Genomic DNA, 15535 nt, shown 5'->3' with positions numbered 1-15535 from the left:
TTTTTTCAGGGATTGCAAATATAGTAATTCGCTTAAGCTGTCAAAAAAATAAATCAGATTTTTAATAATCAATCCGCACATGATAAATACTCGCCAGCATCCGCTTAAATATCTGTTTAATTGTTTCCAGATCTTTCAGCGTTATATTACTGTCACTCAACTGGTTTTGATCGAGTTTGTATTTTACAATACGGTCAACCAGGATGCCGATAGATTCTTCGTCCGGCTCTTTTAACGAGCGCGAAGCTGCCTCAACCGAGTCGGCAAGCATTAAAACACCGGCTTCTTTCGAGAACGGGATAGGCCCCGGATACCGGAAAATGTTCTCGTTGATGAATTTTTCAGGGAAATTTTTAAGGAACGACTGATAAAAATAATCTACACGGGTATTGCCGTGATGGGTACGTATAAAGTCGATAACTATTTCGGGCAGGTTTGCTTTGCGCGCCATCTCAATACCCTTACTTACGTGGCTGATGATGATCTGTGCGCTCTCTTCATAAGGTAATTTATCATGGGGATTAAAACCCGATAATTGGTTTTCAATAAAAAACAATGGGTTTTGCATTTTACCAATATCGTGGTACAGCGCCCCGGCCCTAACCAATAAGGCATTACCACCTATCGAGTATATGGCGTTTTCGGCCAGGTTAGCCACTTGTAACGAGTGCTGAAAGGTACCCGGGGCACTAAAAGCCATTTCGCGCAGTAAGGGAGCGTTGGTGTTAGTGAGTTCGATAAGGGTAATGTCCGATGTTATAGCGAACATCTTTTCGAAAAGGTAGATCAGCGGGTATGCCAGTAGCGTGAGCAGTACACTTACGGCAAAAGGGATAAAATCGACCCAGTCAATTGTATTAAGCGTCCCCTCCCTGATCAACGATATGCCCAGAAACGATACAAAGTAGCTAAAGGTAATGATCAATGCCGATATCAGGAACTGCTCGCGGCGGATAAGGTTCTTGATGCTATAGATAGATACCATACCGGCGGTAATTTCAAAATAGGCAAACTCAAAGCTGTTAGGTACAAAAAAACCGGCTATCAGTACAACCAGTAAGTGAATGTTTAGTGCCAGGCGGGTATCAAAAAGTATGCGTATAATGATGGGCACTATACAATATGGTATATAATAAAAATTTGGCAGCCCAAGTTTTATAGCCAGCGACAAACCGGCAAGCATAGCCGTTATAACCAGCAATATCAGGCTTACCAAACGGTTATCATCATAAATATCGCGCCTAAACAGGTACAGGAAAACCATTAACAGCGTTATGGTGATGCCAACCAGTAAAAATTGCCCCAACAATACCATGCCATGGTTACCATTGGTACGGGCGTTATCCTCAAAAGCCTTTTTATACGATGCCAGCTTTTGGTAGGCCTCGTCGTTTATAACCGAGCCTTTGCTGATAATAACGTCTCCCTTTTGCACCATGCCGCGGGTAATAGAAAGGTTTTCGGTAACCTCTTTCTCTAAGCGGGCTGTCAGGTTAGCATCAAATGACAGGTTGTTTTGTAGCCGATCTTGCACCAGGTCGAGCAGAAAGGCTTTATCCAGGCCGGGTACTTTACTGATTTCAGCGTCACAATAGGCAATAGCCCTTTCGCGGGTAAGCAGGTCGGCAGTATTTTTTTCAGTTGCAACGTTCGCGCTCAATATCGTGATCGCGTAGTTTTTTCCGTTTTGCTGATATTTAGGGTTCAGTTTCAGAATACCCTTGTCATAACATGTTTTTAAAACGTTGTAGCCGGTTTGCAGGTAAGCGTTCTTCTGTTTATCATTTATGCCCGCGGCATGCCACTTTACTTCCAGGTCAGTTTTAAAACCATCCTGCTGCTGCCGTTCCATGTCATCATTTTTCTGGTATATGGGGGTAACCGCAGCCAGAGCGGCTTTTTGGTCGGCCTCTATCTCGGCATCGGTTTTCAGGATGGCAAAGTTGTAAGGCGATACCAGATCCTTTTGATTCCATATCCTGCCTTTTTCAAACTCGTACCCAAACTTGGCTTGCTTAGGCAGCGCATATACAATTACGATCACGCTCGCAAGCATCATAAAAAACTTCACATTTAGCGCGTATTTGCGCAATAATGCCTTTTGCCTGGACGATGAAAGTTTTGCCATTAGCTGTGTTTATCCAATCAAAAATAATATAAGTTTCGGTTATATGTTATTTTTCTTGCTTTTATCACATCAAAGTTGATATCTTTATGATATCAATTTAAAATCATAATCACGATCATGCAAACCGAAAAAGTTACCACAGCACCTTCGGGCTATTTGGCCTTTGTTTTAGTACTTGTGCTTATTGCCGCAGCAGCCGTTTCTTTCTATTGGCAGCAACATGTAATAGGCGCTATTATATGTGTAATAAACTTTGTTTTTATTTTACCCGGCCTTGCTATTGTAAATCCAAACGAATCTAAAGTGCTTACCCTTTTTGGAAAATACCAGGGAACAGTAAAAAAAGACGGCTTTTTTTGGGTAAACCCCTTCACCGTTAAAAAGAAGGTATCACTAAAGGCATTTAACCTGAACGGCCAGCAATTAAAGGTAAACGACAGCGTAGGCAATCCTATTGAAATTGCTGCTGTAATTGTATGGCAGATACAGGACACCGCCAAAGCCGTTTTCGCGGTTGAAAATTACCTGCAATATGTAAATATACAGAGCGAGGCCGCAGTGAGGCACTTGGCCAACTCATTCCCTTATGATCACATCGAGGACGAGAACGCCAGCATTACCCTGCGAGGAGGATCTGAGCAGGTAGGTATCCTGTTGGTACAAGAACTTAACGAGCGCCTTGAACGCGCGGGTATTGAGGTATTGGAAGCGCGCATATCGCACCTGGCTTATGCGCCCGAGATTGCGCACGCCATGCTGCAGCGCCAGCAGGCATCGGCCATTATATCTGCCCGCAGGCTTATAGTTGAAGGCGCGGTAGGCATGGTTGAAATGGCCCTGCAAAAAATGGAAGAAAAAAACATTATCGAGCTTGACGAAGAGCGCAAGGCAGCTATGGTGAGCAACTTGCTGGTTGTACTTTGTGGTGATAAAGCGGTTAACCCGATAGTTAACACGGGCACTTTATATCATTAATACGATGACCGATTTCAGAGATTTTGCGCTGGTTAAAACCAACGAGTTGTTTATTACCCGTCATAAATGGTTCTTCCCTTATTACGAACTTACCGACGGGCAGTTTGTTTATGGTAAGCTAAGCTACAAAGCAAATTTTAAACGCTATGCCGTTATAGAAACCGCTGAAGGGACCTGGACAATTAAACGTAAAGGCATGTTTAACCGCACCATGCTTTTGAATAAGGGCGAGGATGAAACCGTTGGCAACCTGGTACCCGAAACATGGAAAAGGGATATCGCCATAAAAATGGATAACGGCTTTGATGCGGTTTATACGTTTAAAAAAGTTTTCTCCCGGAGTTTTACGCTAACACATGTGCTATACGGCGATATTTTACAAATTGAACATAAAGCCTTTGGGATAAAAAAACCTTTTGAGGTCAGCTTCGACAAAACGGTACAGATAAACAATATGCCCCACGTACCCCTACTGGCATTAATTGGGATAAATATTTTACTGATACGCCAGCAACACGCGGCGGCAGCACATTAAGCATGGCCGAAAAAAAAGCTTTTATATTAAGGATAAACCCGGATGTGCTCAAAGAAATTGAAATGTGGGGCGCAGACGAGTTCCGCAGCACTAACGGGCAGATAGAGTACCTGTTGCAGGAAGCCCTTAAAGCGCACAAAAGGTTGCCGCGTAAGAAAAAGAATTAGGCGAATACTATGCATGCATAATATTTTTCAAATCTGTCGTTACTATTAAAAGTAAACTATAAATTTGCTGACCATTATATAAAGACAGCACTTTTCTTATGAAAGAAGTATATATCGTATCGGCCACCCGTACCCCTATCGGCAGTTTTGGCGGCAGTTTAGCATCGTTATCAGCTACTCAATTAGGCGCTGTGGTTATCAAATCGGCCATTGAAAAGGCTGGCCTGCAGCCTTCAGATATTCAGGAAGTGTACATGGGTAATGTACTGTCGGCTAATTTAGGGCAGGCACCCGCAACCCAGGCGGCAATATTTGCAGGCCTGCCACACATGCCCGCTACTACTATAAATAAGGTATGCGCATCGGGCATGAAAGCTATTATGCTTGCAGCTCAAAGCATAGCCAACGGTGATAACGAAATTGTATTGGCGGGTGGCATGGAAAGCATGAGCAACGTACCTTATTACCTTGACAAGGCCCGTAACGGCTACCGCCTTGGTAACGGGCAGATCATTGATGGCCTGGTAAAAGATGGCCTTTGGGATGTATATAACGATTATCACATGGGTTCGGCAGCCGAGCTTTGCGCGGTCGACTGCAATGTAACGCGCGAAGAGCAGGATGCTTTCGCTGTAGAATCGTACAAACGGGCGCAGCAAGCCCAGGCCGATGGCAAGTTTAATGCTGAAATAACCCCTGTTGAACTGAAAGATAAAAAAGGCGATGTTACCGTGTTTGCCGACGATGAGGAACCAAAAACGGTAAAATTTGAAAAAATACCCACGCTTAAGCCGGTATTTAAAAAAGATGGTACAGTTACAGCTGCCAATGCATCAACCTTGAACGACGGTGCGGCAGCCCTAATATTAATGAGCAAAGAAAAAGCCGAAGCAATGGGCATTAAGCCGCTTGCCAGGATAGTATCCTTTGCTGATGCGCAACAAGCGCCCGAATATTTTACTACGGCCCCGGCCAAAGCCCTTCCACTGGCATTACATAAGGCAGGTTTATCTGCCGATGAGGTAGATTTTTTTGAGATAAACGAGGCCTTTTCCGTTGTAGCGTTAGCTAATAATAAATTATTAAAACTTGACGCTGCTAAGGTAAATGTTAACGGCGGAGCTGTCGCTATTGGCCACCCGCTTGGCGCCTCGGGCGCGCGCATTATGGTAACGCTGATACATGTTTTACAGCAAAACAAAGGCCGCATAGGTGCTGCAGGCATATGTAACGGTGGCGGCGGCGCAAGCGCAATGGTGATCGAAAACTTGTTATAACATCAATATAGTTTAATAATTTAGCAGCGGGTAATACGTTATTATCTGCAATGTATTTTTATCGTAAAATATTGATGAAAGGTTTTTTAGTAGCCGCCTTCGTGTTATTAACCGTCAGCACCTCCTTCGCGCAGCACTCCGATGAAAGCACCAACCTGAAGAATTTAAGCGTTTACCAGGACAGCCTTAAAGCGCTGGGCAAAAAGTTTGTGAACGACCCGGATGATATAGAGCGCAAAAATGCAAACTACAAGTTTATTCGCATGCTGGTTGCCGCCTTAAAGGTACCCCACTCGTTTAACTATCCCTTTGATTCGCTTAAAAGCATCAGCATTATTAATGCGCCCGATAACCGTTTGCGGATAATTAGCTGGCATATCATGAACCAGGACGGGAGTTACCGTTTTTATGGTACCGTGCAAATGAACACCGGCGGAAACCTGCTGATGTATCCGCTTGAAGATTACTCGCCCCTGTTAAAAAACCCCGAAGACTCGGTTACGGATAACCGCAAGTGGTATGGCGCGCAGTATTACAAAATTATTAAGGTAGCCGCAGCAAAACCATATTATGTTTTATTGGGATGGAAAGGCAACACGGTAAAATCGACAAAAAAGGTAATCGAGGTGCTATCGTTTGACAGGGATGACAAGCCGCTTTTTGGCATGCCTGTATTTGATGGTGGTAATAAAAACCGCAAACGCGTAATATTTGAATACACCAGGCAGGCATCAATGCTGTTGCGTTATGTGCCCGATCAGCAACTTATCGTATTTGACCACCTTGCCCCGCCTGATGATAAATTAAAAGACCGGCCCGATACCTTTGGACCAGATCTTACTTATGATGGCTATAAATTAAAAAATGGCCGGTGGGTGTTTGCAGATAATCTTGATATGCGCAACATACCCGAAGAGCGCGACGCTGAATATGTCGACCCTAAAGCACAGGCCGTTAAAGACCGGGCCTCTGTTCCGTTAAACAAAAAAAATTAAAGCTTTAGTATTTAAGCGTAATCAAAACATTGCAGGTTACACTGTAATAATTTCGGTATAAAATTTCGGATTAATTTAATAATAGTATTTTAGGCAAAAATAGTTCAAAAGTATGGCAGAAAACCTACAGGCAGCCGCTCCGGCAAAAACAAAATCAAGATTTCCAAAAGCCGTACCCTATATTATCGGCAACGAAGCCGCAGAGCGCTTTAGCTTTTACGGGATGCGTTCAGTACTTACACTTTTTTTGGTAAACCAATTTTTCAACCCGGCAGATAACCCGGCTTTAACCGACCAGGCTAATGCCCATGCCAATAAGCTGCACCACCTGTTTGTGATGGTAGCTTACGCGCTGCCATTTGTAGGCGGCATGATAGCCGATTGGTTTACCGGCAAGTACAAGCTTATTTTATATGTATCTATAATTTACTGTATCGGGCATTTAATGCTGGCAACCTTTGATGGTGGCCTCACCGGTTTCGAATTAGGTTTACTGGTGGTTGCAATTGGCGCGGGGGGGATCAAATCGTGCGTATCGGCCAACGTGGGCGATCAGTTTGACGCCACCAACCAGGACCTGCTTTCAAAAGTTTACGGCTGGTTTTACTTCAGTATCAACGCCGGCTCTATGATATCAACCGTTGCCATCCCCTGGACTTATGAACACTTTGGGCCAAAATGGGCTTTTGGTATCCCCGGGCTGCTGATGGCCCTGGCTACTATTATATTCTTCTCGGGCCGTAAAAAATATGTAAAGGTTCCGCCACAGGGAGTTAACCGCAATAACCTGGTTTTTATTACCTGGTATGCGTTAACACATTTAAGCCAGCGCAAACCGGGGCAATCTATGCTTGATGTTGCCAAAGGTCCTTATGATCCCGAACGCGTTGAAGGCGTAAAGGCAGTTTACCGCGTTATGGCAGTTTTCTTTTTCGCGCTGGCCTTTTGGGCTGTTTGGGACCAATGTTTATCTGAATGGACACTTTACGCCGAAAAAATGGACCGTGTGATCAACCTTGGTTTTACCAAATTCACCATATATCCGGGCCAGCTATCAACTTTTAACACGGTATTCCTGCTCCTGTTTATCCCATTCTTTAACTACGTGGTATATCCGTGGCTGGACAAAAAAGGACTGAAAACCACACCACTGCGCAGGCTTGGGACCGGCCTGGTGCTAACCGCGTTATCGTTTGTGGTGATAGGTGTTATACACACCAGCCTGGATCATGGCGGTTCGCCGTCTATCTGGTGGCAGGTGCTGGCGTTTATGATACTTTCAGCAGCCGAGGTATTGGTATCAATTACCGGTTTGGAGTACGCTTATACGCACTCGCCAAAATCGATGAAAAGCACCATGACGGGTATCTGGTTCCTAGTGGTATCGTTCGGTAACCTGATAACCGCCGTTGTAAATGGCCTTATTGAAAATGGCGGCTGGTGGGCCACAGCTCTTAAAGGCGCCAATTACGAATGGTTTTTCGTAGCGTTTATATGTGTTTTCATAGTGGCCTTTTTAATTATATCTCCGCGCCTTAAAGAACGGAATTACATTACCGACCCGGTCGGTATTAACGAGGTAGCTGCTGAAACAGAACGCCTGTAACAAACATACTACCGATAAAAAGCAGGAAAGTGGACCACTTTCCTGCTTTTTATTTTAATGCGGTATAAAATTAAATTATTTTAGCGGCGTTCATTAAAAACAAACAAAAGCTCTACGTGCCCGATAGCATTGTCATCATCCCTACTTATAACGAGAAGGAAAACATCGAACGGATGATCCGCAAGGTGTTTTCCCTCCCGCACGACTTCCATGTTCTGATCATTGACGACGGCTCGCCGGATGGTACCGCAGGCATTGTAAAACAATTGCAGCAGGAGTATGCCGATACGCTTTTTATAGAAGAACGAACGGGCAAACAAGGTTTGGGTACCGCCTATATCCATGGGTTTAAATGGGCCATAGCGCATCATTACGATTTTATATTTGAAATGGATGCCGATTTTTCGCACAACCCCGACGACCTGCTGCGTTTACGCCAGGCCTGTATTGATGGTGCCGACGCGGCGATCGGTTCGCGCTACATAAAGGGTGTTAACGTGGTTAACTGGCCCATGAGCCGTGTATTAATGAGTTTTTTTGCATCGGTTTATGTGCGCTTTATAACCGGCATTGATATACAGGACGCCACCGCCGGCTTTATGTGCTACAAGCGTAAAGTGCTGCAAACCCTTAACCTTGATAAGATCAAATTTGTGGGCTACGCGTTCCAGATAGAAATGAAATACACCACTATCAAACATGGTTTTAAGGTAACCGAAGTGCCCATCATCTTCACTGATCGCACGGCAGGTACATCTAAAATGTCATCGGGCATATTCAAGGAAGCTTTTTTTGGGGTTATACAAATGAAGATCAACAGCATTTTCAGGAAATATCCCGAAGGGTGATAATACGCCGGGTACCTTACCTGCACAGTTTTATAAACGCACCGGTAAAGTACTTTAACCTGCAAAGTGTTCACGTTCGCCGCACGTGAATACCGTGAACGCTCGTGAACACCTCATTACCAGGCAATTAGAAAACCAGCTACTGACAGAACAGCGCCACCATTTATATAATTAAGTTTTATACACAGTATATGCTGTTTTAAAACCTTTCTGCTTTTACCTTTCGCCTAAAAATTACTAATTTCGTTGGCAATGAACGAAAACCTTGATCCGGATAGCGAACGCCTCTCTCCTGCTGAGCGTGACATCGAAAAAGTTTTACGCCCGCAGGCATTTGAGGATTTTACCGGTCAGCATAAAATACTGGCAAACCTGCGCGTTTTTGTACAGGCTGCCCGCCAGCGCGGCGAAGCGCTTGACCATGTATTGCTTCATGGCCCTCCGGGCTTAGGCAAAACCACCTTATCCCATATCATCGCTAATGAGATGGGCGTGGGTATCAAGATCACATCGGGCCCGGTGCTGGATAAACCGGGCGATCTTGCCGGCCTGCTTACCGGCCTGGAAACAGGCGACATCCTTTTTATTGACGAGATACACCGTTTAAGCCCGCTGGTAGAAGAATACTTGTACTCGGCTATGGAGGATTTTAAGATAGATATTATGCTGGAGAGCGGCCCTAACGCCCGCTCGGTGCAAATTTCGCTTAACCCTTTCACGCTTGTTGGCGCTACCACCCGGTCGGGTTTATTAACAGCGCCCTTACGTGCCAGGTTTGGCATTAACAGCCGTTTAGAGTATTACGACGCGAAACTCCTCACTACAATTGTGCTGCGGTCAGCATCCATATTGCGGTCTCCTATAAGCGATGAAGGCGCTTATGAAATTGCCCGCCGCAGCCGTGGCACCCCGCGTATTGCCAATGCCCTTTTACGCCGCACCCGCGATTTTGCACAAATAAAAGGGAACGGCAGCATTGATACCGATATTGCGCAATATGCCCTTAACGCCCTGAATGTTGACGAGCACGGGCTGGACGAGATGGACAATAAGATCCTGTCGACCATTATCGATAAATTTAAAGGGGGGCCCGTTGGCCTCAAAACCATTGCCACCGCGGTTGGTGAAGAGGAAGGCACCATTGAAGAGGTGTACGAGCCCTTCCTGATCCAGGAAGGATTTTTGATGCGCACCGCAAGGGGCCGCGAGGCTACCGAGAGCGCTTACCGGCATCTCGGCAAGATAAGACCCGGAGCAAACCCTTCTCTATTCTGACTTATACAAAGGTTATTTATTTTTTGCAGGGGTTAAGTGTTTAATGTTTAGATAATCGCAGGAGGTTTTTATTGCTCCTGATGATACTTTTTTAACATTAAAACATTATTTGGTTGCAGTTTTAGTATTTTTTTTATTACTTGCCTGCTCCAATCATCACCTATGTCCGACTTGTTACCTTGTGAAAAAGAGTTGCTCTTGAAGGTTGCCCGTGGAGACGAACACGCGTTTAGCGAATTGTTCAACAACCATCACCAGCTTTTGGGTACGCATATCTACCGCATAACCGATTCGGTTGAAATGGCCGAGGAAGTGGTGCAGGACGTTTTTTTAAAGATCTGGATGAACCGCGAAACGCTATCGTCGGTTCAAAATTTTAAAGCTTATTTATTTGTCGTCTCCAAAAATCATGCGTTAAACTGCCTGCGAAGATTGGCTAAAGAGCGCATCCGACAAAAAACAATACAAGACAATGCTTTGGCCCTTGCCAGCGAAGATAATTCGGGGCACCACAATTATTACAGTTTATTGGACGAGGCTATTGACCACTTACCGCCGCAGCAGCAAAAAGTATATTTACTAAGCCGGCACGGCCGCTTAAAGTACGATGAGATAGCACACCAGATGGGCCTGTCGCGCGAAACAGTAAAAAAATATTTGCAGGGGGCCACCCACTCCATCACCAGCTTTGTGCAGTCTAACATTGATGTTTCGGCCATAATTATACTGGCGGCTACACTTTTTTTAAAAAAAATATAAAGCTATACCCCCTTTTTATGTGCCTCTGGTGTCTTTACAATAAAGTTCCCCGGCTTTTTCTACACTACCAGTTATTGAACAACATTTAATGAAAACATCCAGGCTAAGGTTGAGATACCTTTTTGATCGCTATTACAGCAAATCGGCCACGCCGCAAGAGCGCGACGAACTGTTTGCGGCCATCAACGCAGGCGCAAGCGATGAGGAACTATCCCTGCTTATCCGCCAGGCCTGGGACGATCTGAGGCCCGATGCGCCGCTGTTCAGCGCTGATAAAACAAACATTATCCTCAGCAATATTTTAAAGGCCGGTACAAACAACGGTGCAAAGCGCAGCAACATTATATTGTGGGCTAAGATAGCAACCGCCGCTATTGTGTTATTTTTTGTTGGTATCGGCTTTCATAAGTTAAAAAGGCAACAAAAAGTTGCGCAACATCTCACTAAAACAAACCGCGTGCTTCACGATGCCCAGCCGGGCGGTAATAGGGCCACGCTAACCCTTGCCGATGGTAAAACCATTATTTTAGACAACGCCGAAAATGGCACCCTAGCCAAACAGGGCAATACCTTCATCAAAAAAGCTGCCGATGGCCGGTTGATATACAATGTATCGGCACTTGCAGGTGCCAACATTGCGCCCTCAATAAATACCATTACCACACCGCGCGGCGGGCAATACCAGGTTGATTTGCCCGATGGCACCAGGGTTTGGTTAAATTCTGCCTCATCGCTCACCTTCCCTACCCGTTTTACCGGTGCAACCAGGCAGGTGGCAATTACCGGCGAGGCTTACTTCGAGGTTACAAAAAACGCGGCAATGCCTTTCAGGGTAAAAACAAACCGCGCCCAAATTGAAGTATTAGGCACCCATTTTAATGTAATGGCTTACGACGACGAAAATGTAATGAAAACCACCCTGCTTGAGGGAGCGGTGAACATTACCAGCGGTGGGTTCAGCGCGCGGTTAAAACCCGGCCAGCAGGCGCAAATTAAAGCATCGGGCCAAAATAAAGTGATTGACGATGTTGACGTTGACGATGAGACCGCCTGGAAAAATGGGATCTTTCAATTCAGGGAGGTACGTATAGATGCCATATTGCGCCAGGCAGCTCGCTGGTACGATGTAGATGTTACCTATGCCGGCAAAGTGCCCGATAAAGTTTTTACAGGCCGTTTATCGCGCAATGTAAAGGCCTCGGTATTATTAGAGATTTTGAAATATACAGGTATCGACCTGAAAATTGAAGGAAAAAAAATTATAGTGTTATAGTAAAACAGCCAAAAAACAATACATATATATCAATTATTCACCCTACAAAAAACAACTTATGATGAAAGAAATACACCCCGCAAGCTAAGCGCAATTGGCGGCCCCATTCTTATCCATAAGCGTTAAGACCGGCATATAAAAAAGCCGGGAAGTGTTTCGACCCACTTTCCCGGCTAAATGCCTGGGCCCCATAATAATTGCAACTGACGAATTGAAACTTAATGTTTAACCCAAACACAACAAACTTATGAATTTTAATTCTAAGGCCATGCCTTTGGCATGGTCTAAACTCTCCAAAATAATATTGGTTATGAAACTAACTGCCATTTTAATAATTGCAGCCCTTACCAATGTAACCGCAAAAACGTTCAGTCAAACTGTATCGTTGCGGCAAAAAAATGCCTCTGTTGAAAAAGTTCTGCGCCTGATAGAGAAACAAACCGGCTATCATTTTATGTATGATAAGCAGGATGTATCAAAAGCCGGCGGTATCAATATCAACGTAGACAAGGTTACCGTTGACCAGGCCCTTAACGAGGCGTTTAAAGACCAGCCCCTTACTTACAAAATTTTTGAGGAAACCATTGTAGTAAAAAAGAAGGACGCTAATAATACCCCGATAGAAATTAAAGCTATTGATATACAGGGTACAGTAAGCGATGCCAAAGGCCCCCTGCCGGGTGTGAACGTAAAGTTAAAAGGCACCATCATCGGCACATCAACTGATGTTAACGGTAAGTATAAGCTGACCGTTCCGGATGGTTCTGGCGTGCTGGTGTTTAGCTTTATTGGGTATACATCAAAAGAAGTGCCTATTAATAACCAGCAAACCATTGATGTGGTATTGACCGAGCAGGCCAAAGACTTGAATGAAGTTGTGGTAATTGGTTACGGTACCGCGAAAAAATCGGACCTTACCGGGGCTGTAACAACTGTGAAGGCCGAACAACTGTTAGATAAGCCGGTGCCAAACCTATCGCAGGCATTGCAGGGCAAGGTTGCGGGTGTTGATGTAAGTGTTAACAGCAACGCGCCCGGCGCGGCTGCAAAGGTACGCATCAGGGGTATTGGTTCTATCAACTCCAACCTCGACCCTTTGTATGTTGTCGACGGCGTTGTTGGGGTCGACCCCAACTCTATCAACCCTAATGATGTTGCATCGCTCGAGGTGTTAAAAGACGCGTCATCAACCGCTATTTATGGCGTGCGCGGCGCTAACGGTGTAATTATGGTAACCACCAAACGCGGCCGGAAAGGCCCGGCTACCATTAGCTACGAGGCAAATGCCAACATAAGCGACCTGTACCGCCATGTGCCAACGCTTAACTCGCAGCAATTTGTCGACATTTATAACCAGGCGTTTGCCAACGGGGCTAAGTTTGACCCTACCGGAACGGTACAAACCCCGCCAAAGGCTTTAAACCATGCCAATTTCCCGTTATTGTTTGATGCCAATGACAAGCCCCTTTACAATACCAACTGGGAAAAAGAAACCTATAAACCGGCCTTTTCGCAAAGCCATCAATTGATCATACAGGGCGGCAGCGAAAAATCAGTTTACAGCTTATCATTAGGGTATCTTAACCAAAATGGCTTAACTCCTACATCAAACTTCAAGCGTTACTCGGTTAAAATGACCATGGACAATGATGTTAAGGACTGGTTAAAAATAGGCGGCAGCATAAATGCCATAGCCAGCAGGCAGCGTGTGGTAACTGATGGCAACGGTAGTTTGAATGTACCGCGCGCCGTAACAGAAGAAGTACCCATCGTTCCGATCAAATATCCTGACGGCACCTGGGCCGGAAATTTTGACATAGCAGGCCTTGAAGGGGCGCCAAACCCCATACAGATAGCTAACGAGCGCTATACTATTAACAATACCCAGCAAGTGGTGGGTAACGTATACATGCTGTTTAAGATATCTGATGAACTGGAATTTAAAACAGACCTGGGGTACGATCTGCGCAGCCAAAAAAATAACTTTTACTCGTCGCTTTCCCTGCAGCATTTATCGGCCGACCAGGGTGGTGTAGCAAATATCAATGCCAATACAAACTATTACTGGCAATCAGAAAATTACCTTACCTGGAATAAAAAGATCAACGACCGTCAAAAACTGACCGCATTGGTTGGGATATCTTTTAGTGATGACGTGTACGAAAGGGTTCGAGCCGAAACGCAGAACTTTATAGATGATTATTTCCAGTATAATAACTTAGGTGCCGGCTCAGTTAAAAGCGCTTCCGAATCAGACAATCAGCCCAACTCACCGGGTGGTTACCAGCCGGGCGCGTTAAACTCATACTATGGCCGTATCAGCTATAATATCGATGAAAAGTACCTGTTTACAGCAACCGGCCGCTACGATGGTTCCTCAAGGTTCAGCAGTAAAAACAAATACTCCTTCTTCCCTTCGGCGGGTGTGGCATGGCGCGTATCGCAGGAGAACTTCCTGAAGGACAGTAAGTCGATATCAAACTTAAAGGTACGGACCAGCTACGGTATTACAGGTAACCAGGAAATTGGTAATTATCGTTCACTCGCGCAATTATCCACCAACCAAACCGCTTTAGATGGTGCATCGGTAATCACGTTATTGCCGGGCTACCTTGGCAACCCCGACCTGAAATGGGAAAGGACCAAAATGTTTGATGCCGGCTTAGAATTAGGGTTATTTGGCGACAGGGTGAACTTTACCGCTGATTTTTATATCAAAAACACCAGCGATATTTTATTGCAAACCCCTATACCATGGACAGCCGGTTTTACCACCGCTAACGTTTATAAAAATGTTGGCTCGATGCGTAACACGGGTATAGAGCTAAGCTTAAACACCGAAAATATCAAAACCGATAATTTTAGATGGTCGACCAACTTATTATTTGCAAGTAATAAAAATGAGGTAACCAAACTTAACGACGGTAATGCCGATATTTTTCCGGGGCCTAACTTTTTAGGGCAAAACTATGTAATACGCGTTGGCGCACCGATAGGGTCATTTTACGGAATGACCAGGCTTGGCACTTACAGCGATTCGCCTGCTGATGTTGCCGAAGCTGCCAAGCACGGCTTAAAACCCGGAGACCGTAAATATATCTATAACGCCGATGGCAGCAATTACTACAGTATCATCGGCCGTTCTACACCAAAATGGACCGGGGATATTAACAGCAGCATGCAATACAAAAACTGGGATTTTTCGTTTGATATCCGTTTTGTACAAGGCGTAAACACCGCGGCTAACTTTAAGCACTCGGCCGAAGACAGGCAAACCATTTCAAACAGTTTGGCCACCGTATTAAACGGATGGAAACCCAGCAATCAAAACACCATGATATCGCAGGTGCGTAATTATAAATACGCGCAGGATTCGCATTTTGATACCTGGTGGGTTGAAGATGGCTCGTTCATCCGCGGGCAAAACTTTGTTTTAGGTTACAATTTCCCTACATCAACGCTTAAAAATTTAGGCATGACGCGCTTACGCATTTATACCAGCGTTCAAAACCTGTTTGTGATAACCAAATACACCGGCTACGATCCGGAGGTTGACACATTCAATCAAACTTACGGCAACAACTCGGCGCTTTCGCAAAACATCGACTTTTTTGCGAATCCCCGCCCCCGTATTTGGAACCTTGGTGTACAGGTAGGATTTTAAACTTATTATATGATTAAAACGCATAGCAACAGC

At 45.0% G+C, this 15535-nt stretch carries 12 protein-coding genes; 11 read left to right on the top strand and 1 reads right to left on the bottom strand.

Annotation, left to right across the window (positions count from 1 at the left end; genetic code table 11):
* Positions 1 to 61: 61 nt before the first annotated feature.
* Positions 62 to 2128 carry an HD family phosphohydrolase gene (locus GWR56_RS15100; protein ID WP_162432058.1) on the bottom strand — a complete coding sequence of 689 codons (2067 nt, stop codon included), beginning with the start codon at positions 2126 to 2128 and terminating at the stop codon, positions 62 to 64.
* A 117-nt stretch (positions 2129 to 2245) separates the two neighbouring features.
* On the opposite strand from GWR56_RS15100, the gene GWR56_RS15095 reads away from it, so the two are divergent.
* The 11 genes from GWR56_RS15095 to GWR56_RS15045 all read left to right on the top strand — a co-directional run bounded on the left by GWR56_RS15095 (position 2246) and on the right by GWR56_RS15045 (position 15502).
* A complete protein-coding gene (locus GWR56_RS15095) occupies positions 2246 to 3103 on the top strand; it encodes an SPFH domain-containing protein (protein ID WP_162432057.1) in 858 nt (285 codons plus the stop codon).
* Between the two features lie 4 nt (positions 3104 to 3107).
* Positions 3108 to 3638 (top strand): hypothetical protein, encoded by a 531-nt coding sequence (locus tag GWR56_RS15090; RefSeq protein WP_162432056.1) that lies wholly within the window; start codon positions 3108 to 3110, stop codon positions 3636 to 3638.
* A 2-nt stretch (positions 3639 to 3640) separates the two neighbouring features.
* On the top strand, positions 3641 to 3805 hold the full coding sequence (locus GWR56_RS15085; RefSeq protein WP_162432055.1) for an Arc family DNA binding domain-containing protein: 165 nt from the start codon (positions 3641 to 3643) through the stop codon (positions 3803 to 3805).
* Between the two features lie 98 nt (positions 3806 to 3903).
* Positions 3904 to 5082: an acetyl-CoA C-acyltransferase gene (locus GWR56_RS15080; protein WP_162432054.1), complete on the top strand. Its 1179-nt coding sequence runs from the start codon at positions 3904 to 3906 to the stop codon at positions 5080 to 5082.
* A 74-nt stretch (positions 5083 to 5156) separates the two neighbouring features.
* Positions 5157 to 6077, top strand: coding sequence for a hypothetical protein (locus GWR56_RS15075; RefSeq protein WP_162432053.1), 921 nt, complete (start codon positions 5157 to 5159; stop codon positions 6075 to 6077).
* Between the two features lie 112 nt (positions 6078 to 6189).
* Positions 6190 to 7683: an MFS transporter gene (locus GWR56_RS15070; RefSeq protein WP_162432052.1), complete on the top strand. Its 1494-nt coding sequence runs from the start codon at positions 6190 to 6192 to the stop codon at positions 7681 to 7683.
* Positions 7684 to 7799: 116 nt separating this feature from the next.
* Positions 7800 to 8531 (top strand): polyprenol monophosphomannose synthase, encoded by a 732-nt coding sequence (locus GWR56_RS15065; protein ID WP_162432051.1) that lies wholly within the window; start codon positions 7800 to 7802, stop codon positions 8529 to 8531.
* A 252-nt stretch (positions 8532 to 8783) separates the two neighbouring features.
* Positions 8784 to 9806 (top strand): Holliday junction branch migration DNA helicase RuvB, encoded by a 1023-nt coding sequence (gene ruvB / locus GWR56_RS15060; RefSeq protein WP_162432050.1) that lies wholly within the window; start codon positions 8784 to 8786, stop codon positions 9804 to 9806.
* Between the two features lie 162 nt (positions 9807 to 9968).
* Positions 9969 to 10565, top strand: coding sequence for an RNA polymerase sigma factor (locus GWR56_RS15055; RefSeq protein WP_162432049.1), 597 nt, complete (start codon positions 9969 to 9971; stop codon positions 10563 to 10565).
* A gap of 88 nt (positions 10566 to 10653) precedes the next feature.
* The gene (locus tag GWR56_RS15050; protein ID WP_162432048.1) at positions 10654 to 11838 is read left to right on the top strand and encodes a FecR family protein; all 1185 of its coding nucleotides are present in this window, start codon (positions 10654 to 10656) and stop codon (positions 11836 to 11838) included.
* A gap of 247 nt (positions 11839 to 12085) precedes the next feature.
* Positions 12086 to 15502, top strand: a complete 3417-nt coding sequence (locus GWR56_RS15045; protein WP_202925327.1) for a TonB-dependent receptor — start codon at positions 12086 to 12088, stop codon at positions 15500 to 15502.
* Positions 15503 to 15535 lie beyond the last annotated feature (33 nt).

Origin of the sequence: Mucilaginibacter sp. 14171R-50, assembly GCF_010093045.1 — a bacterium.
Taxonomy (GTDB): Bacteria; Bacteroidota; Bacteroidia; order Sphingobacteriales; family Sphingobacteriaceae; genus Mucilaginibacter.
Note: the sequence above shows the minus strand (reverse complement) of the source record. Positions and strands in the feature narration are given on the sequence as shown.

Bases quoted from the DNA above. Each gene is read 5' to 3' on its own strand.
- GWR56_RS15045 (WP_202925327.1), top strand. From the start codon at position 12,086: ATGAATTTTAATTCTAAGGCCATGCCTTTGGCATGGTCTAAACTCTCC.
- GWR56_RS15095 (WP_162432057.1), top strand. From the start codon at position 2,246: ATGCAAACCGAAAAAGTTACCACAGCACCTTCGGGCTATTTGGCCTTT.
- GWR56_RS15090 (WP_162432056.1), top strand. From the start codon at position 3,108: ATGACCGATTTCAGAGATTTTGCGCTGGTTAAAACCAACGAGTTGTTT.
- GWR56_RS15085 (WP_162432055.1), top strand. From the start codon at position 3,641: ATGGCCGAAAAAAAAGCTTTTATATTAAGGATAAACCCGGATGTGCTC.
- GWR56_RS15080 (WP_162432054.1), top strand. From the start codon at position 3,904: ATGAAAGAAGTATATATCGTATCGGCCACCCGTACCCCTATCGGCAGT.
- GWR56_RS15055 (WP_162432049.1), top strand. From the start codon at position 9,969: ATGTCCGACTTGTTACCTTGTGAAAAAGAGTTGCTCTTGAAGGTTGCC.
- GWR56_RS15100 (WP_162432058.1), bottom strand. From the start codon at position 2,128: ATGGCAAAACTTTCATCGTCCAGGCAAAAGGCATTATTGCGCAAATAC.
- GWR56_RS15050 (WP_162432048.1), top strand. From the start codon at position 10,654: ATGAAAACATCCAGGCTAAGGTTGAGATACCTTTTTGATCGCTATTAC.
- GWR56_RS15070 (WP_162432052.1), top strand. From the start codon at position 6,190: ATGGCAGAAAACCTACAGGCAGCCGCTCCGGCAAAAACAAAATCAAGA.
- ruvB (WP_162432050.1), top strand. From the start codon at position 8,784: ATGAACGAAAACCTTGATCCGGATAGCGAACGCCTCTCTCCTGCTGAG.
- GWR56_RS15075 (WP_162432053.1), top strand. From the start codon at position 5,157: ATGAAAGGTTTTTTAGTAGCCGCCTTCGTGTTATTAACCGTCAGCACC.